Below are 21,013 nucleotides of genomic sequence, written 5' to 3' on the forward strand. Positions count from 1 at the left end.
CCCACCCCGGCGCCCCCTTCGCCGGCGCCGGCGGGCAGCCTGTGAGCACTGTCGCGGATCGGCAGGGCGACCGTGGGGTATCCGCCACGATCTGGTCCGAATAGGGTTTGCTTCCGTAGCCTGTCAGGCGGGAACCGAGGGCGCTGGGAGGGCGAGCCGTGGACGGCAGCGAGACCGGCTGGGGCCGGCCGGCGGAACCAGCACCGCGCTGGCGCGCGCTGCTGGACCGGGCCCGGCTCCACGGTCGGCCGACGGAGCAGGGCGAGAACGGGCACGTCGCCGACGATCCACCACCGGCCGTCGACGACCCGTCCACCCTGCCGACCCGGGTCGGCCGGTCCGCCGTACCCGCTGATCCGGACCGGCCCCCGTTGCCCCGCCGCACGGTAGGCGGCGGGTACGCCGGCCGGGCCGTGCCGGCGGGCTTCTCCGGCGGCGGTCAGCTTCCCGAGCCGGGTCCGGCGCCCCGGCCGGATCCACCGGCGGCCGGCGAGTCGCGGTACGCGCTGCTGGAGAACGGCTACCGGCACGCCCCCGAGCCACCGGCCGAGTCCCGGTACGCGCTGCTGGAGAACGGCTACCGGGCCGAGCCGGCGCACCCCGCTCCCGCCGCGCCGCCGGCCGAGCCGGCCTACCGGCGGGAACCGTCCCCGCCCCGCTCGGCGGCGGGCAACGGCTACCCGGTCCGGCCGGTTCCGGCGGTGGAGAGCGGCTACCCGCGTACCGCACCGGCCGTGGAGAGCGGCTACCCGGCCCGCCCGGCGGTGGAGGGTGGCCAGTCGCCCCGGCCGGTTCCGGCGGTGGAGAGCGGACCGACGCCCCGCGCGCTCGACAGCGGCTACCCGGCCCGTACCGCGCCGGCCGTCGAGTACGCCTACCCGGTCCGGCCGGCGCTGCCGGCCCCGGCACCCCCGGCACCGGTGAACACCGCGACGCCGGTCGTCGGCGGCTACCCGACGCGGGGCCAGTGGCAGCGTCCCGCCCCGGTGAGCGAGACGGAGCGGGCGGTCGGGGTGCTCCGGCGGGACTTCGGCACGCCCCGGGTGATCGCCTTCGCCAATCCCAAGGGCGGGGTGCACAAGACCACGGCCACCGTGCTGGCCGCGGCCACCGTCGGCAGCGTACGCGGGCGCGGGGTGCTGGCCTGGGACGACAACGAGCTGCGCGGCACCCTCGGGCTGCGGGCCGGCAGCGCCCGGCACGCCCGGACGATCCGGCACCTGATCACCGACCTGGCCGACGTGGAGACCCGGCACGGCGCGGACCTGCACGACCGGCTCGACGACTACCTGCGGCACGCCTCGGACGGGTCCTACGACGTCCTCGCCGGGGAGGAGAGCCCGCGTTTCGCCCAGCGGCTCGACCAGTTCACCGTCCGTCGGGTCCTCGACCTGCTCCGCCGGACCCACGACGTGATCTGCGTGGACACCGGCAACAACGTGGAGAGCCCCAACTGGCGCAGCGTGATGCAGTCCGCCGACCAGCTCGTGCTCACCACGGTGCCCCGGGAGGACGCCGCGTTCAGCGGCGACTGGATGCTGGACCTGCTGCACGAGGTCGGCATGGGGGAGCTGGCCGACAACGCGGTCACCCTGATCTCCTGTCCGACGCCGGGCCGGTCGCCGTTGCAGACCGACCTGGAACGGCACTTCGCCACCCGGACCCGGGCGGTCGCCGTGGTGCCGTACGACCCGGCCCTGGAGGCGGGTTCCTCGATCGAGTACCACCAGCTCCAGCAGGAGACCCGGGACGCCTGGCTACGGGCGGTGGCGGTCATGCTGGAACCCTTCGCCCGCTGAGCCCTCGGGACGGACTGTCCCACCCGGTGCCGGTCCGGGCCACGGCCGGCAGGCGCGCCTGAGAGGATCATCCGGTGAGCCAGCCCACCGGAGAGCCCGACCGTCCCGTGGTCGACAGCGCCTACGTCAGCAGCCTGACCCTGTCGGTCGATCCGCCCCGCCGGCCGGGCCGGACGGTCGGGACCTGTGCCGGCGCCGGGTTGGCGCTGACCGTCCTCGGTGTGCCGCTCGGACTGCTCTGGTACGCCCTGGCGCCCCGGGTGCCGGTGGTCCGGACCGCCGACGGCGCGGTCCTGGCCGAGCCGCAGCCGGAGCAGTTCATCGCCGCCGACGGGTGGTTCAGCCTGCTCGGGCTCGGCTTCGGGGTGCTCGCCGCGATCGGGGTCTGGCTGCTGCTGCGCCGGGTACGTGGACCGCTCGGACTCGTCGTCGCGGTCCTCGGCAGCGTCGGCGCCGCCCTGGTCGCCTGGCGGCTCGGCCGGCAGATCGGGCTGGCCGACTACCAGCGGCTGCTGGCCGCCGCCGAGGTGGGGCAGGCCCTGGAGAAGCCCGCCGACCTGCGAGCCGGTGGCGTCGAGTGGCTGCTCGGCGTGATCCCCACCATCCAGGGTGACGTGCTGGTCCCGGCGTTCGCCGCCGCCGTGACGTACACCCTGCTCGCCGGCTGGTCGCAGTGGCCGTCGCTGCGTCCCGAGACCGAGCCGCAGCCCTGGGTCCCGATGGCCGGTCCCGATCCGGAGTTCGGCGCGGACCCGGCGGCGGACCCGTCGGCGGCACCGGAGTTCGGCGCGGACCCGGCGGCGGACCCGTCGGCGGCACCGGGGGCCGGTGCGGGTCCGGCCGCGCCGGGGGTCAGTTGGGGCTCGGCGGTACCGCCAGCTCCGCCAGCGGCACCGGGACCGCCCGGACCTGACGCAGCAGAGCCGCCTCGCGGTTGAGCAGACGCAACTCCGCGCGGAGCCGCTCGGCGGTACCCTCGACCGCCAGCAGGCGCTGCCGGTCGGCGATGGTCAGCGCGGCGGTCGCGGCCACCAGGTGGGACAGCACGGTCGGATCGTCGGGCAACTGCTCGGTGATCTCCGCAGCCTCGGGCCGGATCAGGCCGAGGTACTGCCGGAACACCGCGGTGACCCGGGGAGTGAGCAGCTCGGCGACCTCGTCCGGGCCGTCCGGTTCGGGCAGCCACTCCACCTCGGCGGTGAGGTACGGTGCCGCGTCCGGGTCGACGTCGACGATGCGGAACCGGCGTTTGCCCACGGTGACCAGGTCGAACCCGCCGTCGGCCAGCTCGGTGACCTGGCGGATCTCGGCCGTGCACCCCACCTCGTGCACGCTGACCGAGGCGGAGCCGGGCCCGGTGCCGCCGGCCGGCGCGACCTCCCAGCCGCTGCGGATGGCGACCACCCCGAACTCCCGGGGCGTGCCCTCGGGCTGCCCGACCAGATGGGTGACCAGCGTCCGGTACCGCTCCTCGAAGATGTGCAGCGGGAGGACCAGACCGGGAAACAGCACCGTCCCGAGCGGGAAGATCGGCAGCCGCGCACTCACCACCTGAGCGTAGCCCGCCGGAGCCCGCCCGGCGGGACCCGTCCCGCCCCGTGCCTGCCGTGGTGGTCCGGCTCACCGTCCCGCCACCCGGACGGCGCGGGCCGGCCGCAGGCCCGCCGCCTAGACTCGCAGGAGTGTTGAACCGGATCGACCTGCGCGGCGGCGGCCGTGACCCGCGCCGCCTGCTGCCCCGTGCCCAGCTCGACGTCTCCGTGGCGGTCGAGAAGATCCGTCCGCTCGTCGAGGCGGTCCGCGAGCATGGCTTCACGGCGGTCCGGGACGCCACCCATCGCTTCGACGGCGTCACCCTCGACCGGTTGCGGGTCCCGGTGGAGGAGATCGCCGCCGCCGAGCAGACCCTCGACCCGCAGGTCCGCGCCGCCCTGCTGGAGTCGATCAGCCGGGCCCGCCGGGTGCACGCCGACCAGCGGCGTACCGACCACACCACCCAGGTGGTCCCGGGCGGCACGGTCACCGAGCGGTGGGTACCGGTCGGCCGGGTCGGCCTCTACGTCCCCGGTGGGCTGGCGATGTACCCGTCGACCGTGGTGATGAACGTGGTCCCGGCCCAGGCGGCCGGGGTCGGTTCGCTGGTGGTGGTGAGCCCGCCGCAGTCGGACAACAAGGGCCTGCCCGACCCCCGGGTGCTGGCCGCCTGCGCCCTGCTCGGGGTGGACGAGGTCTACGCCGTCGGGGGCGCCCAGGCGGTGGCGATGCTGGCCTACGGCTGCGCCACCGACGCCGACGGCACGGGCTGGTGCGAACCGGTCGACATGATCACCGGGCCGGGCAACATCTGGGTGACCGCCGCCAAGCGGCTGCTGCGCGGGGTGGTCGGCATCGACGCCGAGGCCGGCCCGACCGAGATCGCCATCCTGGCCGACGACACCGCCGACCCGGCGCACGTGGCCGCCGACCTGATCAGTCAGGCCGAGCACGACCCGCTCGCGGCGAGCGTCCTGGTCACCCCGTCGGTCGAGCTGGTCGACGCGGTGGAGGCGGAGCTGGCCCGGCAGGTACCGGCGACCCGGCACCACGAGCGGGTCACCACCGCGCTGACCGGGGAGCAGAGCGGGGCGGTGCTCGTCGACGACCTGGAGCAGGGGCTGCGGGTGGTCGACGCGTACGCCGCGGAGCACCTGGAGATCCAGACCCGGGACGCCCGGCAGTGGGCGCTGCGGGTCCGCAACGCGGGGGCGGTCTTCGTCGGGGCGTACGCCCCGGTGTCGCTCGGCGACTACTGCGCCGGCTCGAACCACGTGCTACCCACCGGGGGCTGTGCCCGGCACTCCTCCGGGCTGTCGGTGCAGTCGTTCCTGCGCGGCATCCACCTGGTCGAGTACGACGAGGCGGCGCTGCGCGAGGTGGCCCCGCACGTGGTGACCCTGGCCAACGTGGAGAACCTGCCGGCGCACGGCCAGGCCGTCCAGGTGAGGTTCCGGTGACCACTCTCGACGACCTGCCGATCCGCGACGACCTGCGCGGACGTTCGCCGTACGGCGCCCCGCAGCTCGACGTGGCGGTCCGGCTGAACACCAACGAGAACTCCTACCCGGTACCGGACGCGGTGGTCGACGCGATCGGCAAGGCGGTCGCGGCGGAGCTGCGGGACCTCAACCGGTACCCGGACCGGGACGCGCTGGCGCTCCGCGCCGACCTGGCCGACTACCTCGGTCACGGGCTGACCGCCGGGCACGTCTGGGCGGCCAACGGCTCCAACGAGATCCAGCAGCAGTTGTTGCAGGCGTTCGCCGGGCCGGGGCGGGTGGCGCTGGGCTTCACCCCGGCGTACTCGATGCACCCGCTGCTGGCCCTCGGTACCGGCACCGGCTGGGTCGCCGGCCGCCGGGGCGCCGACTTCGGGTTGACCGTCGACGACGCGGTCTCCCAGGTGCGGGCGCACCACCCGGACGTGGTCTTCCTCTGCTCACCGAACAACCCCACGGGTACCGCCCTCGACCCGGCGGTGATCGGGGCGGTGCTGGACGTCGCCCCCGGCATGGTGGTGGTCGACGAGGCGTACGCCGAGTTCGCCCGGGCCGGTACCCGCACCGCGTTGGAGCTGCTGCCGGGGCACCCCCGGCTGGTGGTGACCCGCACGATGAGCAAGGCGTTCGGCTTCGCCGGTGGCCGGTTGGGCTACCTGGTGGCCGATCCGGCCGTGGTGGACGCGGTCCAGCTCGTCCGGCTGCCGTACCACCTCTCCGCGCTCACCCAGGCCGCGGCCCGGGCGGCGCTGGCCCACCGGGGTGCCCTGCTGGCCAGCGTCGCGGCGATCCGTGAGCAGCGTGACCGGATCGTCGGCGAACTGCGCCGCCGGGGTCACCGGGTGGCCGACAGTGACGCCAACTTCGTCCTCTTCTCGGTCGACGGTGACCAGGCGGTGGCCTGGCGGGCCCTGCTGGACGCCGGGGTGCTGGTCCGGGACGTCGGCCTGCCCGGCTGGCTGCGGGTCACCGCCGGTACCCCCGCCGAGACCGATGCCTTCCTCGATGCCATGGAGGTGCTGTCCCGATGAGCCGGACCGCCCGGGTGGAGCGGGTCACCAAGGAGACGAACGTGCTCGTCGAGCTGGATCTCGACGGTACGGGTCGGGCCGAGATCAGCACCGGTATCGGTTTCTACGACCACATGCTGCACCAGATCGCCCGGCACGGCGGCTTCGACCTCACCGTGCGGACCGTCGGTGACCTGGAGATCGACGCGCACCACACGATGGAGGACACCGCGCTGGCCCTGGGCGCCGCGTTCGACCAGGCGTTGGGGGACAAGGCCGGCATCCGGCGGTACGGCTCGGCCACCGTGCCGATGGACGAGGTGCTGGTCCGGGCCGCCGTCGACCTCTCCGGCCGGCCGTACGTGGTGCACGACGAGCCGGTGCTGGCCCCGTACATCGGGCCGGTCTATCCGACCAGCATGACCCGGCACATCTTCGAGTCGTTCGGGCAGGCGGCCCGGATCACCCTGCACGTGGACGTGCTGCGGGCGGCCCGCCCCGGTGGGCACCCGGACGCGCACCACGTGGTCGAGGCGCAGTTCAAGGCGGTGTCCCGGGCCCTGCGCGAGGCCACCGCGGTCGACCCCCGGTCGGCGGGCGTGATCCCCAGCACCAAGGGCGCGCTGTGACGGCCGGGTCGGCGACGGGGGTGGCGCGGTGAGTTCGGTGCTCCCGGTCCTGCTGCTGGCCCTCGCCGGGGTACTGGTCGGTGGGGCCTGGTCGATGCACCGGCAGGGCGCCGGGCGCGGCGCGGTGGCCTTCGTCGGGGTGCTCGCGCTGCTGGCGGCGGTCGGCGGCATCCTCTGGCTGATCCCCGGGGAGGGTTCATGAGTACGCGCACCACGCGCCGGGTGGTGGTCCTGGACTACGGCTCCGGCAACCTGCGTTCCGCCGAGCGGGCCCTGGCCCGGGTCGGCGCCGACGTCACGGTGACCGCCGACCTGGCCGCCGCCGCGGCGGCGGACGGGCTGGTCGTACCGGGGGTCGGGGCGTACGCCGCGTGTATGGCCGGTATCGAGGCGCTCGGTGCCGGGCCGGTGATCGCCGAGCGGGTCGCCGCCGGCCGTCCGGTGCTCGGCATCTGCGTGGGCATGCAGGTGCTCTTCGAGTACGGCGAGGAGCACGGGGTGGTCACCAAGGGGCTGGGCCTGTTGCCCGGCGGGGTGACCCGGCTCGCCGCCGAGCGGCTGCCGCACATGGGCTGGAACACGGTGACCCCACCGGCCGGTTCGGTGCTCTTCGCCGGGCTGCCGCCGCAGAGCCGGTTCTACTTCGTCCACTCGTACGCGGTGTCCGACGTGTCGGCGCTGTACGCGGCCGGCGCCCTGCCCACCGTGGCGCACCACGGGACCGACTTCGTCGCCGCCGTGGAGCGGGGCCCGCTGGCGGCGGCCCAGTTCCACCCGGAGAAGTCCGCCGACACCGGTGCCACCCTGCTGGGGAACTGGCTGGCCACGCTGTGACGGCTGTCGTGCTGGTCACCGCAGCGGTGGGCCGGTGAGCCGGGAGCGGGCCCGCCGTCGGGCCGAGCGGGAGGCGGTGGCCGAGCGGGAACGCGCCGCCCGGCAGCGGAAGCGGGCCCGCCGGGAGCGGTGGCGGGCGCTGCTGCGGCGGCTGACGCCCCGGCTGCCGGACCGGCGTACCGGTCGGTTGCAACCCCGGCGTACCCGGGCCGAACGCTCCGGGATCGTGCTGGTGACGCTGGCCGTGGGCGCACTGATCTGGGCCCTCGTCGACGACCTCGCCCTGCGGGTGCTGCTGTCGTTGGTGCTGGTGCTCGTACTTCCGGCGGTCGTGGTGATCGCCCTGGACCGTAGAACCTGATCGAGACCGTAGAACCTGATCGAGGAGATCGAGTTGAGCCTCACCCTGCTTCCTGCCGTCGACGTCGCCGACGGTCAGGCCGTCCGTCTCGTTCAGGGCGCCGCCGGCAGCGAGACCACCTACGGCGACCCGCTGGACGCGGCGTTGGCCTGGCAGTCCGACGGGGCGGAGTGGATCCACCTGGTCGATCTCGACGCCGCCTTCGGTCGGGGTTCGAACGCGGCGCTGCTGGCGGACGTGGTGCGCCGGCTGGACGTCAAGGTGGAGCTCTCCGGCGGGATCCGGGACGACGAGTCGCTGCGGGCGGCGCTGGGTACCGGGGCGGCCCGGGTCAACATCGGCACCGCCGCGCTGGAGGACCCGGTCTGGTGCGACCGGGTGGTCGGCGAGTACGGCGACCGGGTGGCCATCGGGCTGGACGTGCGGGGTCGTACCCTCTCCGCCCGGGGCTGGACCCGGGACGGCGGTGACCTCTTCGAGGTGCTGGAGCGGCTGGACAAGGCGGGTGCCTCCCGGTACGTGGTGACCGACATCACCAAGGACGGCACCATGCGTGGCCCGAACCTGGACCTGCTGCGTGAGGTCTGCGCGCGGACGGGTGCGCCGGTGATCGCCTCGGGCGGGGTCTCGACGCTGGACGACCTGCGGGCGCTGGCCACCCTGGAGCCGATCGGGGTGGAGGGCGTGATCGCCGGCAAGGCGCTCTACGCCGGTGCGTTCACGGTGGCGGAGGCGCTCGAGACGCTGGCCCGTCCGTGACGGTGGTGACCCGGCTCGGCTCGGGTGGCCCGTGGGAGCGGACGTACGGCTACGCCCGGGTGGTCCGGGCCGGCGCGTCCGCCTGGACGGCCGGCTGCACGTCGACCGTCGACGGGCAGGTGACCCACGTGGGTGACGCCGCGGCGCAGACCGCCCAGGCGTTCCGGATCGCGCTGGACGCGCTGGCCGGGGTGGGTGCCGGCCCGGCCGACGTGGTGCGGACCCGGATGTACGTGGTGGACCGGTCGTACGCCGACGAGGTGGGTCGGGCGCACAACGCCGTCTTCGGGGCGGTCCGGCCGGCGGCGACGCTGGTGGTGGTGGCCGGGTTGCTGCACCCGGACCACCTGGTGGAGGTCGAGGTGGAGGCGTACCTCGCCGACGATTAAGTTGCGCACAACTTAATCACGCACTATCGTTCCTGTCGTGAACGATGATCTGGTGCTGCGCCGGCAGGTGTGCTTCGCGCTCTACGCCGCGTCCCGGGCGGTCACCGACGTGTACCGGCCGATCCTCGACGAGCTGGGCCTCACCTACCCGCAGTACCTGGTCCTGCTCGTGCTCTGGGAACGCGGCGACGACCCGCCCACCGTCTCCGAGCTCGGCGCCGAGCTGCGCCTGGACTCCGGCACGCTCTCCCCGCTGGTCAAGCGGCTGGAGGCGGCCGGGCTGGTGGCCCGACGCCGGTCGACGGTCGACGAGCGACGGGTGACCGTCGCGCTGACCGACGCCGGCCGGCACCTGCGGGACCGGGTCGAGCAGGTGCCCTACCGGGTGGCCGCCGCGACCGGGCTCACCGGCGACGAACTGGTCGCCCTCCGGGACACCCTCACCAGGATCACCGAGACCATCCACCGACAGAAGGAGCAGTGACCCCCATGCAGGTGCTCTACACCGCTGCCGCACACGCCACCGGGGACGGCCGCGACGGTCACGTCCGGACCTCCGACGGCACGCTCGACGTCGACCTGGCCATCCCCAAGGAGATGGGCGGTGCCGGTGGCGCGCTCAACCCCGAACAGCTCTTCGCCGCCGGCTACGCCGCCTGCTTCCACTCGGCGCTGCGGCTGGTGGCCCGCCGGGCCAAGGCCGACGTCACCGGCTCGACCGTCGACGCCGAGGTCGGCATCGGCCCGAACGGCAGCGGCGGTTTCGGTCTCGCCGTCACCCTCGCCGTCGAACTGCCGGCCGTCGACCGGGCCGTCGCCGAGGACCTGGTCGCCCAGGCCCACCAGGTCTGCCCGTACTCCAACGCGACCCGGGGCAACATCGACGTCACCCTGACCGTCCGCTGACCGTACCGGCCCTGCCGTCCGTCACGGCGGACGCAACGACACCCGCACCACCCGGCGGCAGGGCCCCGGCGACACCGAAGGAGGGCACCGATGAGTGCACCCACCACCGGCCGGGAGATCCACCTCGCCTCCCGCCCCGACGGCTGGCCCACCCCGGAGAACTTCCGGCTGGTCGAGGCCCCGGTCCCGACCCCCGGCCCGGGCCAGGTGCTGGTCCGTAACACCCTGATGTCCGTCGACCCGTACATGCGGGGCCGGATGAACGACGTGAAGTCCTACGTCCCGCCGTTCCGGCTCGACGCACCGCTCGACGGCGGCGCCCTCGGCGAGGTGCTCACCAGCAACGCCGAGGGGATCGACCCCGGCGACACCGTGCTGCACGGGCTCGGCTGGCGGGAGTACGCGGTGGTCGACGCCGCGTCCGCGCGGGTGGTCGACCCGGAACTGGCCCCGGTGTCGGCGTACCTGGGCGTGCTCGGCATGACCGGGCTCACCGCGTACGCCGGCCTGCTGGCGGTGGCCCGGATGCAGCCCGGCGAGACGGTCTTCGTCTCCGCCGCGGCCGGCGCGGTCGGCAGCCTGGTCGGCCAGATCGCCAAGCTCCGGGGCGCCGGCCGGGTGATCGGCAGCGCCGGCTCGCCCGCCAAGGTGGACCGGCTGCTCGGGCTCGGCTTCGACGCCGCGTTCGACTACCACGACGGCCCCGTCCGGGAGTCGCTGAAGGCCGCCGCGCCGAACGGCATCGACGTGTACTTCGACAATGTCGGCGGGGACCACCTGGAGGCGGCGATCGGCGCGCTGCGGACCCACGGCCGGGCCGCCATCTGCGGGATGATCGCCCAGTACAACGACGCCGAACCGCCGGCCGCGCCGCGCAACCTGGCCCTGGTGATCGGCAAGCGGCTCACCCTCCAGGGTTTCCTGGTCGGTGACCACGCCGGCCTGCGGGACGAGTTCCTCGGCGAGATGGCCGGGTGGCTGCGCTCCGGTGAGATCCGGTACGACGAGACGGTCGTCGACGGCCTCGACAACGCCCCGGCGGCCTTCCTCGGCCTGCTCCGGGGCGAGAACCTCGGCAAGATGCTCGTCCGCCTGTAGGTGTAAGGAAGGGCCCCTTCTTATCGCTTTCGGTAGAGGAAGGGGCCCTTCCTAACACCTCGCACCCTGTCCCAGCTGCCGGCCCGGTGCACCCGGTCGGCACGGTCGGATCAACGCGGGAGATAGGCTCGGCCCATGACGGTGGCGGTACGGGTGATCCCCTGTCTGGACGTGGACGCCGGGCGGGTGGTCAAGGGGGTCAACTTCGTCGACCTGCGCGACGCCGGTGACCCGGTGGAGCTGGCGGCGGCGTACGACCGGGCCGGGGCGGACGAGTTGACCTTCCTCGACGTGACCGCCTCCTCGGACGACCGGGGCACCATGCTCGACGTGGTACGCCGCACGGCCGAGTCGGTCTTCATCCCGCTCACCGTGGGCGGTGGGGTTCGCCGGGTCGAGGACGTGGACGTCCTGCTGCGCGCGGGTGCGGACAAGGTCGGGGTGAACACGGCCGCGATCGCCCGGCCCGAGCTGATCGCCGAGATCGCCGAGCGGTTCGGCCGGCAGGTGCTGGTGCTCTCCCTGGACGTACGACGCGCGCCGGCCGGGACGACCGGCAGCGGCTTCGAGGTGACCACCCACGGTGGCCGGCGTGGCACCGGCATGGACGCGGTGGACTGGGCACACCGGGCGGCGGAGCTGGGTGCCGGTGAGATCCTGCTCAACTCGATGGACGCCGACGGTACGAAGAACGGTTTCGACCTGGAGCTGATCGGCGCGGTCCGCCGGGTGGTGGACGTGCCGGTGGTGGCCAGTGGCGGGGCCGGGGCGGTCGCGCACTTCCCGCCTGCGGTGGCGGCCGGCGCGGACGCCGTCCTCGCCGCCAGCGTCTTCCACTTCGGTGAGCTGAGTGTGGGCGAGGTCAAGGAGGCGCTGCGCGGCGCCGGGCACCCGGTCCGCTGACCGTCCGCGTCGACCGGCTGCGGCCCCGGGCCGCCGCACGTATCAGCCGCCGGCCGGGAGCCGGTCGGACGGTCAGCCGCCGGCCGGGAGCCGGCCGGCCGGTCAGCCGCCGGCCCGGAGTCGGTCGGACGATCAGCCGCCGGGGATCGGCCGGCCGACCCCCGGCCCTGAACGGGGACCCGCTGCCGGCCGGTAGATCAGCTCCGGGCCGGTCCGCCCGGTTCGGGTGAGCGTCGCGGGGTGGGGATCGACCGCTTGAGGTACTCCTGGACGGCTGCGGCGTGCTCGGCCTCGTCCAGGTCCCAGTCCGCCGCGCCGGGGGTGTGCCGGCGGGTCAGTACCCCCTGCACGGTGTCGACGGTGGTGGCCAGGCCGGCGCTCGGCCGGGACCGCCACAGCTGCTCGCCGGCGGCGGTGATCCGGAACCAGCCGTCGGTCACGCTGACCAGGCCGGCTCCGGCGAGCCGGCGGACCGCCTCCTCCACCTCGTGCCGCTCGGGTATCGCCCGGTTGAGGTGGTCGGCGGTGGAGAGGACGTCAGCCAGGCGTACCCCTTCCGGCCGCCGGCTCGACGGCGCCCGCCGCTGCCGCCCGGCACCGCTCGCGATCACCAGTGACACGAAGATCCAGGCGTCGGTCCAACGCCATCCCTCAGCCCCCATGGGGAAATGATGCCGGTTGGATGCCGCAGAGGAAAACATCCGCTTTCCACCGCCCGCAACCACCCTGCTCAGACGGCGTGGCCCGCAGCTCGTGTCGGCGTGGCGACCGGTACCACCTGGAACAGCGGAATGAACAGGTGGCTCAACGGCCCGATGGTCACCGCGTAGGCAAGGGTGCCGATGCCGACCGTGCCGCCGAGCACCCAGCCGACGGCCAGCACGCTCACCTCGATGACGGTACGGACCCGACGGATCGACCGGCCGGGACGTCGCGCCACGTAGCCGGTCATCAGGCCGTCGCGGGGCCCGGGGCCGAGCCGGGCGCCCAGGTAGAGGCCGGTGGCCAGCCCGTTGAGCACGATCCCGGCAACCAGGAAGACCACCTGGAGGACGACCGGTCCGGCGACCGGCAGCACCAGTAGGGTCGCGTCCACCACCACGCCGATGACCAGGACGTTGCTCACCGTGCCGAGCCCCGGGCGCTGTCGCAGCGGGATCCAGAGCAGCAGGACCAGCAGACCGGTGACGATCGCCACGGTACCGATGGAGAGCCCGGTGCGCAGTGCGACGCCCTGGTGGAAGACGTCCCAGGGGTCCAGGCCGAGAGTGGACCGGATCATCAGGGCCATGCTCACGCCGTAGAGCACCAATCCGACGTAGAGCTGGCCCAGCCGTCTGACCGGCCGCTCCCGGAGGTTGCCAATATGTGCCATGCATGCCAACCTAAGAGCCAATTCCCTCGATAGTTAGAGCCAATTTTCGGAGCGCGGCCATGACCAGTCAGGTACGGGGCGGGCAGCTGGCCCGGCTGCTCGGACAGTGGCACGCCCTGCCGGGCCGCCGACGCAGCCCCGACTACGCGGCCCTCGCCGGTGCGGTCCGTGGCCTGCTCGCCGACGGTCGGCTGCCGTTGGGGGTACGACTCCCCGCCGAACGGGAACTCGCCGAGGCCCTGAAGATCAGCCGGACCACGGTCACCGCCGCCTACCGCGAGCTGCGGGAGAGCGGTCACCTGGCCAGCCGGCGCGGCGCCGGGAGCTGGACCATGCTGCCGGGTGGGCACCGGGTGGCCAGCTCCGGCCTGTGGACCCCGACCGACGACCTGGACATGATCGACCTGAGCTGCGCCGCCCTGGCCGCACCGCCGGAGCTGATCCACGCCGCCCGGTCCGCGGCCGAGGACCTGCCCCGCTACCTGCACGGCGCCGGGTACCACCCGACCGGCATCGTGGAGCTGCGCGAGGCGGTGGCCCAGGGGTACGCCGACCGGGGCCTGCCGACCAGCCCCGAGCAGATCATGGTGACCAGCGGTACCCAGCACGCCCTCGACCTGGTGCTGCGGCTCGGGCTGCCGCCCGGCGGGAGCGTACTGGTGGAGTCGCCCACCTACCCGAACGCGCTCGCCGCGCTCGCCGCCCGGCGGGCCCGGATCGCCACCCACGGCCTGGCGCTGGACGGTACCGGCTGGGATGCCGAGCTGCTGCTGGGCAGTCTGCGCCAGACCCGGCCCCGGATGGCGTACCTGATCCCGGAGTTCCAGAACCCCACCGGTCATCTGATGCCCGCCGAGCTGCGCGAACGGGTGGTCGCGGCGGCCCACGCCGCCGGTACCGACCTGGTGGTGGACGAATCCTTCGTGGATCTCCCGCTGGACGGTGTCGAGCTGCCCCCACCGACGGCGGCCTTCGACCGGCACTCCCGGGTGGTCTCCATCGGCGGGATGAGCAAGCCGTACTGGGGTGGTCTCCGGATCGGCTGGGTCCGCGCCTCCGCTCCGCAGGTGCAGCGGCTGGCGGCGGCCCGGGTGGGGGTGGACATGGCCAGCCCGGTCCTCGACCAGCTGGTGGCGGTGCACCTGCTGCAGGCGGCACCGGCGATCGCCGCCGCCCGGCGGTCCCAGCTCACCGTCCAGCGGGACGCGCTGCTGGCCGCGCTGGCCGAGCGGCTGCCGGACTGGCGGGTCCGGATCCCGCGCGGTGGCGTGACCCTCTGGGCCGAGCTGGACGGGCCGATCTCCAGCGCCCTGTCCCGGGCCGCCGAGGAGGTCGGGGTACGCCTCGCCCCCGGGCCACGGTTTGGGCTGGACGGCACGCTGGAACGCTTCCTGCGGCTGCCGTTCACCCTCCCCGCGCCGGAACTGGTGGACGCGGTGGGCCGGATCGCCGCGGTCCGTTACGACCTGGACCGGGCCAGCCGACCCCGGTGGCGGGAGCCCGCCGTCATCGCCTGATCCGTCCACGATCCAGAGGGATTTGCCCGGTCCGCCCCGGTCAGGTCGGTTGCCTGACAGAGTGGAGACGTGGTCGGGACGAGGTGGCTGACCGAACGCATCCACCTGGTCGGCGCGGGTGCCGGGGTGACCCGGCTGGAACTCTTCCTCGACCTGGTCTTCGTCTACGCCTTCCTCAACGTGACCGGGTTGACCGCTGCGGACCTGAGCGTGGCAGGGCTCACCCGGGGTCTGCTGCTGATCGCCCTGCTCTGGTGGTGCTGGGCGCTGTATCCCTGGCTGGGCAACTTCCTCCGGCTCGACCGGGGGATCACCCCGCTGCTGGTCTCCGGGCTGACCGCAACCATGTTCCTGGTCGGGGTGAGTCTCCAGGAGATCCCGGCCGACCGGCCGGGTGGGCTGCTCGGGCGGCTGGTCTTCGCGGTCGGGTACGCCATCGCGCGCCTGGGCCCGACGCTGATCATCGTGGTGACCCGGTGGCGGGACCGCCCGCTGCGCCGGCAGTTCGTCTTCCTCCTTCCGTTCACCGGCGTCGCGGTGCTGATGTTGCTGACCTCCGCGCTGCTGCCCGAGTACCTCCCGCCGGGGCCGGTGGTCGACTGGCTCCGGTTCGGGCTGGTACTGCTCGCCATCGTGATCGACTACACGGGTGCCTACCTGGTCCGGCACGGGCCCTGGCGGATCGCCTCGGCGCCGTACTGGGCCGAGCGGCACGCGCTGATCATCCTGGTGGCGATCGGCGAGACGATCATCTCGATCGGCGTGAGTCAGGGCCTCGCCGTCGTCATCCCGGTCACCTGGCCGGTGATCGGCGGGATCGTGCTGGGCGTGGTGACCGTCGGCGTGCTCTGGGCGCTCTACTTCGACATCGCCCGGTACGCCGGCGAGCAGGCCATCGAGCGGGCGACCGGCGCGGAGCGGACGCTGCTGGGGCTCCAGGCGTACACCTTCCGGCACCTGCCGATGATCATCGGCCTGATCCTGATCTCGTTCGGTCTCAAGGTGGCCCTCGCCGAACTCGGGCACGGCGCCGGTCGGCTCGGCCTCGAACCGGTCGCGGTGCTCTACGGCGGGGTGGTGGTGTACCTGCTCGGTCTGACCGGCTTCGAGCACCGGACCGACCGCAGGTGGGGACGCTCACCAATACTCGGCGTGGTCCTGTTGGTCCCGTTGGTCCCGCTGGCCGCCGTCCTGCCGGTGCTCGGCGCGATGGCCGTGCTGGCCGGCGTGGTGACGTTGCTGGTGCTCGCGGACCACACCGTCTTCCGGACCCGGCACCTCGAACTGCACCGGCGGGTCCGGCCCACCAAGCAGGAGGCGGGCGGCGTCACCCCCAAGGAACTCTTCTTCGACCTCGTCTTCGTGTACGCGTTCCTCCAGGTCACCGCTCTGATGGTCGGCGATCCGGGCGAGGGACTGCTGCGCGGGATGCTGGTGCTGACCGTGCTCTGGTGGGCCTGGTCGTGCTACGCCTGGCTGTCCAGCGCGGTGCCGTCGGAGGCCGGGCCGGTGCGGGTGGTGCTGATGGTGGTCATGGTCAACACCCTGGTCATCGCGTTCGTCATCCCGCAGGCGTTCTCGGGGTCCGACCGCGGTCTGCCCGGTCCGGCGGTCTTCGTCGGGTGCCTCGTCGTCATCCGGGTCCTGCATCTCGCCTCCACCTGGCTGGTGGCGAGGGACAACCCGGAACTGCGTCGGCAGGTCTACCGGCTGATGGTGCCGACCGCGGTCGCGCTCGCCCTGCTGGCCGTCGCCGCGTCCGGTCCGACGCGGGGCGGGGATCATGCGGAGGCACTGGAACCGGTGCGGGCGGAGCTGTGGTCCGCCGCCATCGCCATCGACCTGCTCGGTGGGTACGCCGTCGGCCGAAGTGGCTGGCGGGTCCGTTCGGCCGGGCACTGGGCGGACCGGCACGCCCTGATCATCCTGATCGCCCTGGGCGAGTCGATCATCTCGATGGGACTGGCGGTGGCCGACCGTCCGCTCTCCGTGCTGCTGCTGGTCGGGCTGCTGCTCGGGGTGGCCCTGCTGGTCACACTCTGGTGGGTGTACTTCCGGGTGGACGCGGGCATGGCGGAACGGTCGGTGGCGGCGGCGACCGGGGACCGGCAGGTCGGCATGGCCCGGGACGGATACACCTACCTGCACCTGCCGATGGTGGCCGGGGCGGTGCTGGTCTCGTTCGGGCTGCGGGAGACCTTCGGCACGGTGGGGAGGTCCCCCGTCGACCCTGCCGTCGTGGACCTGGCACACCTGGCGATGTACGGCGGGGTGGTCTGCTTTCTCGTCGCCGTGCAGGCGTTCTGGTGGCGGGCCGGAGGACCGGTCCGGTCCACCCGGCTGGTCTGGACGATCGTGCTGGTGGCCCTGGCGGCCGCCACCGCCGGGCTGCCGCTGTTCGTGGCGTTGGCCGTGCTGACCGTCACCTGCCTGGCGTTCGTGACGATCGAGGCGACCGTCGCGCGGCCGGGACTGCCGGACTGACGTGGAGCGCCCGGCACCAGGACTGGCGGGGCGGCGGCGCGCTGCTGTGCGGCGGGACGGGGCCGACCCCGTCCCGCCGCACAGCCGTCCGGTCAGATCTCGGCCAGGGTGCCCTCGTACATCCGGTCGATCTCGGAGGCGAAGTTCGTCTCCACCGCCCGACGCTTGATCTTCAGCGACGGGGTCATCTCGCCGTCCTCGATGGTCAGGTCCCGGGGCAGGATGGTGACCTTCTTGATCGTCTCCCAGCGGTTGAGCTTGGCGTTGAGCTGGTCGACGTGCTCCTGGACCATCGCCATCGCCTCGGCCGAGCCGACGATCTCCGGGTAGCTGCGCCCGGCCAGCGGCCCGCCGGCCGCCCAACCCGTGATCGCGTCCGGGTCCAGGGTCACCAGCATCGTGCAGTAGTTGCGGGCCTGCCCGATCACGACGGCCTGGGAGGTGTACGGACAGAGCGCCTTGAACATGCCCTCGATGTGCGACGGCGCGATGTACTTGCCGCCGGAGGTCTTGACCAGGTCCTTCTTCCGGTCGGTGATCCGCAGGTACCCGTTGGCGTCCAGCTCACCGATGTCCCCGGTGCGGAAGAACCCGTCCTCGGTGAACGCGGCGGCGGTCTCCTCGGGCAGGTTGTGGTAGCCGCGCATCACCGGCCGGCCCCGGACCAGGATCTCGCCGTCGGTGTCGATCCGGCACTCCAGGTCACCCAGGGCCTGCCCGACGGTACCGATCCGGATCCCGCCCGGCCGGTTGACGAAGTTGCCGGCGCTGGTCTCGGTCAGGCCGTACCCCTCGGAGATGGGCAGGTTCGCGGCGGCGAAGAACTCACCGATCTCCTTGCTCAGCGGCGCCGCACCGGACACCAGGACCCGGATCCGGCCGCCCAGCCGGGCCTGGAGCTTGCTGAAGACCAGCTTCTCGGCGATCGCGTAGCGCAGCCGCAGCCCACCGGGGACCGGCCTGCCGGCCTGCTCCAGGGCGACCTTCTCCCGGCCGGTACGGACCGCCCAGGCGAAGATCTTGGCTTTGGCGCCCCCTTCGGCCTGGGCGGTGGTGACCGCCTTGTTGTAGACCTTCTCGAAGATCCGGGGCGCGCCGCACATCAGGGTGGGACGGACCACCGCGAGCATCTCGACCAGCTTGTCCACCCGCCCGTCGACGTAGGTCGGCAGGCCGACGTGGATCACGCCGCAGATCAGGGTCTTGCCGAACGAGTGGGACAGCGGCAGCCAGAGGTACTGGAGGTCGTCCGGGGTGAGCAGGCCCAGCTCGGCCTGGGCGACGGCCTCCCAGGCCCAGCCGGCGTGCAGCAGTTCCACGCCCTTGGGGCGACCGGTGGTACCCGAGGTGTAGATCAGGGTGGCCAGGTGGTCGGGCTGGATGCCCTCGACGATCCGGTCGATCAGCCCCGGGTCGGCGGCCAGGGCGCGGGCGCCCTGCTCCTCCAGTTCGGCCAGGGTGAGCTGGGGTACCGCGGCGGCCGGGTCGGCGACACCGTCGATCAGGACGACGTGGGTCAGGGCCGGCAGCGCCGCCCCGGCGATCTTGCCGGCCTGGACCGGGTTCTCCGCGATCAGGATGCGCGAACCCGAGTCGGCGACGATGTACGTCGCGTCCTCGGGCTCGGTGGTGGGGTAGACGGTGGTGGTGGCCCCACCGGCACACATGATCCCCAGGTCGGCGAGGACCCATTCCAGCCGGGTGTTCGCCAGGATCGCCACGCGGTCCTCCTGGCCGACACCGAGCCCGTGCAGGCCGGCGGCGATCGCCCTGGCCCGCTGCCCGACCTGCTGCCAGGTCAGCCAGACCGGTCCCGAGTCGTCCGACGCGGGATGGGCGAACGCGTCGCGGTCGGGGGACGCCGCCACGCGCTTGAGGAACATATCCGGGATGGACCGGTACGGTACATCGAGAGCCATCGCTGTAGCCGCCTTCGAGGGGTGGGACGTGACCTCGGTCACGGTGGTGTGCGGTTACCGAAGAGTATTGCCCGGCCACCCCGATCGGCTAGTCCCCGCCGACGCGGCGCCGCCGTCCGCCGGGTGACGGGCCCGCGCCCGGCGGTGGTGACCGGGCCGGCGCGCCCGGTCACCGGTACCGGGCGGCGTGCAGCGACCAGTCGTAGGTGCCGCGGATCCAGCACCGCCGGGCGGCGGCGAACCGGTCCACCGCCGGATCCCCGTCGGCCAGCAGGACCGACTCCAGCTCGGCGTACCGGCGCAGCCCGGCGTTGAACCGTTCGGCCGTGGCCAGCAGGGCGGCCTGCTCGTCCTGCCCGGTCTCCCGGGCGATGGCCACGGTCAGGTTGTGTCCGTCCCGGCTCAGCCGGTGCTCCTTGTCGTAGGAGAACGCGTCGTTGCACCAGCAGACCAGGTCCGCCGCGACCGTGTCCAGGGCGGTCAGCCGGGGGTCGGCCAGCCGACCGGACACCGGGAACGCCCCGTGCGCCAGGTCGGTCAGGGTGAAACTGGGCTGTACCGCCCCGGTGAACCGGCGCATCCGCACGTACTCCGCCACCCCCGGTACCCGGTCCCGCTCCCGGTTGGCCGCCTCCCAGAGCAGCGCCAGCAGATAGTCGCGGAGCTGGCCGGCGAAGCGCAGCAGCAGAGCGGGTGGCGCGACCTCACGGGCCCGCCGGCACAGGTCGTGCAGGGCCGCCCCGAACGGGCCGGCCGCCCCGAGCGATCCGGCCGGCGTCGGGCCGCCGAGCAGGTCGAGGACGTCGAGCAGGTGGACCACGAGGGGGGAGAGCTGCGCCGGATCGGCGCCCAGCCCGTCGTCGTCGCAGTTGTCGTCGAAGGCGAACAGCCAGGTGACCAGGTCGGTCAGGAGCCGCAGCCGGTGGCTGTCCGCGTCCGGGCAGGCCCGGCCGGCGAGCTCCGCCGGGCTCGCCTGCGCCAGTCGTCGGGCGGTGGCGGTGGTCGTCACCAGTCCGAACTCCGCCGCCCAGCGGGCCGACTCGACGCCGGCCCCGGACGCCTCCGCGTGCACCCGTGAGGGGAACGGTGGCATGGTCAACGCCGCGACAGCCAATCCGCGCATCGGTCCTCCTGCCGCTGAACCGGCGGGCCGCGCTCGGCGGTACGGTCCACGGCCCGGCAACCCGGTTGGTGTCCCGATCCGGCGTACCGGCAGACGTGCGCAGGCCGCACGGTACCCCGGCCTGTCCGGCGGCGGGGCGGCCCGAGAGGTTGCGCCGCCGAGCCTACGGGGGCATCGTCAGGGCTGGATGTGCGGGGCGGGCGGGCACTCGTGGCGCCGCCGGAGGCGGACCTCAGACACCCAGCCGGGCGGTACGCAACTGCCCCGTCAGCTGGGCCGGCCCGTCGAGTTGGACCCGGGCCACCCGCTGCCGGCCGAAGAGGAACAGCACGAGTTCGCCCGGCGCCCCCACCATCCGGACCGGCTCGCCGCCCGCGCCCACGGTGACCTCGCCGTACCCCGGCCCCTGCACGAGCAGCCGGGCCGGGAAGCGGCGCAGCGCCATCCGGGCCATCGGCGCCACCCGCTTCCAGAGCACCGCCTGCAACCCGGCGGGCAGGTCCCGGGGCTGCCAGTCCGGCTGGGCCCGGCGCAGATCCTCGTGGTGGACGAAGTACTCCACCGTGTTGACCAGTTCGTCGGTGAGCGGGTTGCTCAGCGGACTCCACCAGGGCGCCCGGCGTACCTGCCCGACCAGTTCGTCGAAGGGCCGCGCGGCGGCCCGCCGCCGGACCCGTTCGGTGTAGCCGGCCAGCGGGCGGAACACGATCCCGGGCCCGGAGTCCGGACGCCGCTCCCGCACCACCAGGTGGGCGGCCAGGTCACGGGCGTTCCAGCCCTCGTTGACGGTGGGGGCGTCCGGCCCGAGGGCCAGGAACAGGTCGGCGAGCGCCTGGCGCTCCGCCTGGGCGTACCTCGGCATGACCCGATGG

Annotated in this window: 22 protein-coding genes; 16 read left to right on the forward strand and 6 right to left on the reverse strand. The window is 73.6% G+C overall.

Annotation, left to right across the window (positions count from 1 at the left end; all coding sequences use genetic code 11):
- Window positions 1–158 precede the first annotated feature (158 nt).
- Both GSF22_RS08480 and GSF22_RS08485 read left to right on the forward strand, forming a co-directional pair.
- Window positions 159–1,799: a MinD/ParA family ATP-binding protein gene (locus GSF22_RS08480; RefSeq protein ID WP_208812596.1), complete on the forward strand. Its 1,641-nt coding sequence runs from the start codon at window positions 159–161 to the stop codon at window positions 1,797–1,799.
- A 74-nt stretch (window positions 1,800–1,873) separates the two neighbouring features.
- Window positions 1,874–2,737: a DUF2567 domain-containing protein gene (locus GSF22_RS08485; RefSeq protein ID WP_208812598.1), complete on the forward strand. Its 864-nt coding sequence runs from the start codon at window positions 1,874–1,876 to the stop codon at window positions 2,735–2,737.
- Here GSF22_RS08485 and GSF22_RS08490 read toward each other — a convergent pair.
- Entirely contained in the window at window positions 2,652–3,347 is a 696-nt protein-coding gene (locus GSF22_RS08490) for an LON peptidase substrate-binding domain-containing protein (protein WP_208812600.1), read from the reverse strand. The genes GSF22_RS08485 and GSF22_RS08490 overlap by 86 nt on opposite strands.
- A 134-nt stretch (window positions 3,348–3,481) precedes the next feature.
- On the opposite strand from GSF22_RS08490, the gene hisD reads away from it, so the two are divergent.
- The 12 genes from hisD to hisF all read left to right on the forward strand — a co-directional run bounded on the left by hisD (window position 3,482) and on the right by hisF (window position 11,723).
- Window positions 3,482–4,792, forward strand: coding sequence for a histidinol dehydrogenase (hisD, locus tag GSF22_RS08495; protein WP_208812602.1), 1,311 nt, complete (start codon window positions 3,482–3,484; stop codon window positions 4,790–4,792).
- Window positions 4,789–5,865, forward strand: a complete 1,077-nt coding sequence (locus tag GSF22_RS08500) for a histidinol-phosphate transaminase (RefSeq protein ID WP_208812604.1) — start codon at window positions 4,789–4,791, stop codon at window positions 5,863–5,865. Before hisD ends, GSF22_RS08500 begins: the two co-directional genes overlap by 4 nt.
- Window positions 5,862–6,473 carry an imidazoleglycerol-phosphate dehydratase HisB gene (gene hisB / locus GSF22_RS08505; RefSeq protein ID WP_208812606.1) on the forward strand — a complete coding sequence of 204 codons (612 nt, stop codon included), beginning with the start codon at window positions 5,862–5,864 and terminating at the stop codon, window positions 6,471–6,473. Before GSF22_RS08500 ends, hisB begins: the two co-directional genes overlap by 4 nt.
- Window positions 6,474–6,501: 28 nt before the next feature.
- Window positions 6,502–6,675 (forward strand): hypothetical protein, encoded by a 174-nt coding sequence (locus GSF22_RS08510; RefSeq protein WP_208812608.1) that lies wholly within the window; start codon window positions 6,502–6,504, stop codon window positions 6,673–6,675.
- Window positions 6,672–7,307 (forward strand): imidazole glycerol phosphate synthase subunit HisH, encoded by a 636-nt coding sequence (gene hisH / locus GSF22_RS08515; protein WP_208812610.1) that lies wholly within the window; start codon window positions 6,672–6,674, stop codon window positions 7,305–7,307. Before GSF22_RS08510 ends, hisH begins: the two co-directional genes overlap by 4 nt.
- 34 nt (window positions 7,308–7,341) lie before the next feature.
- On the forward strand, window positions 7,342–7,668 hold the full coding sequence (locus GSF22_RS08520; protein ID WP_208812612.1) for a hypothetical protein: 327 nt from the start codon (window positions 7,342–7,344) through the stop codon (window positions 7,666–7,668).
- A 33-nt stretch (window positions 7,669–7,701) separates the two neighbouring features.
- The gene (gene priA / locus GSF22_RS08525; RefSeq protein ID WP_208812614.1) at window positions 7,702–8,427 is read left to right on the forward strand and encodes a bifunctional 1-(5-phosphoribosyl)-5-((5-phosphoribosylamino)methylideneamino)imidazole-4-carboxamide isomerase/phosphoribosylanthranilate isomerase PriA; all 726 of its coding nucleotides are present in this window, start codon (window positions 7,702–7,704) and stop codon (window positions 8,425–8,427) included.
- Window positions 8,424–8,816 carry a Rid family hydrolase gene (locus tag GSF22_RS08530; RefSeq protein ID WP_208812615.1) on the forward strand — a complete coding sequence of 131 codons (393 nt, stop codon included), beginning with the start codon at window positions 8,424–8,426 and terminating at the stop codon, window positions 8,814–8,816. The genes priA and GSF22_RS08530 overlap by 4 nt, the downstream gene beginning before the upstream one ends.
- A gap of 37 nt (window positions 8,817–8,853) precedes the next feature.
- On the forward strand, window positions 8,854–9,300 hold the full coding sequence (locus tag GSF22_RS08535) for a MarR family winged helix-turn-helix transcriptional regulator (protein WP_208812617.1): 447 nt from the start codon (window positions 8,854–8,856) through the stop codon (window positions 9,298–9,300).
- A gap of 5 nt (window positions 9,301–9,305) precedes the next feature.
- Window positions 9,306–9,722 carry an organic hydroperoxide resistance protein gene (locus GSF22_RS08540; protein WP_244366719.1) on the forward strand — a complete coding sequence of 139 codons (417 nt, stop codon included), beginning with the start codon at window positions 9,306–9,308 and terminating at the stop codon, window positions 9,720–9,722.
- Window positions 9,723–9,812: 90 nt separating this feature from the next.
- Window positions 9,813–10,820, forward strand: a complete 1,008-nt coding sequence (locus GSF22_RS08545; RefSeq protein WP_208812620.1) for an NADP-dependent oxidoreductase — start codon at window positions 9,813–9,815, stop codon at window positions 10,818–10,820.
- A gap of 135 nt (window positions 10,821–10,955) precedes the next feature.
- Window positions 10,956–11,723, forward strand: a complete 768-nt coding sequence (hisF, locus tag GSF22_RS08550; protein ID WP_208812623.1) for an imidazole glycerol phosphate synthase subunit HisF — start codon at window positions 10,956–10,958, stop codon at window positions 11,721–11,723.
- A gap of 197 nt (window positions 11,724–11,920) precedes the next feature.
- Here hisF and GSF22_RS08555 read toward each other — a convergent pair whose 3' ends face one another.
- Window positions 11,921–12,385: a hypothetical protein gene (locus GSF22_RS08555; RefSeq protein WP_208812625.1), complete on the reverse strand. Its 465-nt coding sequence runs from the start codon at window positions 12,383–12,385 to the stop codon at window positions 11,921–11,923.
- Window positions 12,386–12,453: 68 nt separating this feature from the next.
- Complete coding sequence (yczE, locus tag GSF22_RS08560; RefSeq protein WP_208812627.1) at window positions 12,454–13,098, reverse strand: membrane protein YczE; 645 nt, start codon at window positions 13,096–13,098, stop codon at window positions 12,454–12,456.
- A gap of 59 nt (window positions 13,099–13,157) precedes the next feature.
- On the opposite strand from yczE, the gene yczR reads away from it, so the two are divergent.
- Complete coding sequence (yczR, locus tag GSF22_RS08565) at window positions 13,158–14,615, forward strand: MocR-like transcription factor YczR (RefSeq protein WP_208812629.1); 1,458 nt, start codon at window positions 13,158–13,160, stop codon at window positions 14,613–14,615.
- A 69-nt stretch (window positions 14,616–14,684) separates the two neighbouring features.
- Complete coding sequence (locus GSF22_RS08570) at window positions 14,685–17,099, forward strand: low temperature requirement protein A (RefSeq protein ID WP_208812631.1); 2,415 nt, start codon at window positions 14,685–14,687, stop codon at window positions 17,097–17,099.
- Between the two features lie 92 nt (window positions 17,100–17,191).
- Here the strand turns inward: GSF22_RS08570 and GSF22_RS08575 are convergent, their stop codons facing one another.
- From GSF22_RS08575 to GSF22_RS08585, 3 genes are all read right to left on the reverse strand, one after another.
- On the reverse strand, window positions 17,192–19,018 hold the full coding sequence (locus GSF22_RS08575; protein WP_208812633.1) for an AMP-dependent synthetase/ligase: 1,827 nt from the start codon (window positions 19,016–19,018) through the stop codon (window positions 17,192–17,194).
- A gap of 169 nt (window positions 19,019–19,187) precedes the next feature.
- Window positions 19,188–20,141 (reverse strand): terpene synthase family protein, encoded by a 954-nt coding sequence (locus GSF22_RS08580; RefSeq protein WP_208812635.1) that lies wholly within the window; start codon window positions 20,139–20,141, stop codon window positions 19,188–19,190.
- Window positions 20,142–20,373: 232 nt separating this feature from the next.
- Complete coding sequence (locus GSF22_RS08585; RefSeq protein ID WP_208812637.1) at window positions 20,374–21,003, reverse strand: TIGR03085 family metal-binding protein; 630 nt, start codon at window positions 21,001–21,003, stop codon at window positions 20,374–20,376.
- Between the last annotated feature and the right edge of the window lie 10 nt (window positions 21,004–21,013).

The sequence above is a fragment of the Micromonospora echinofusca genome (assembly GCF_017614955.1).
GTDB lineage: Bacteria > Actinomycetota > Actinomycetes > Mycobacteriales > Micromonosporaceae > Micromonospora > Micromonospora echinofusca_A.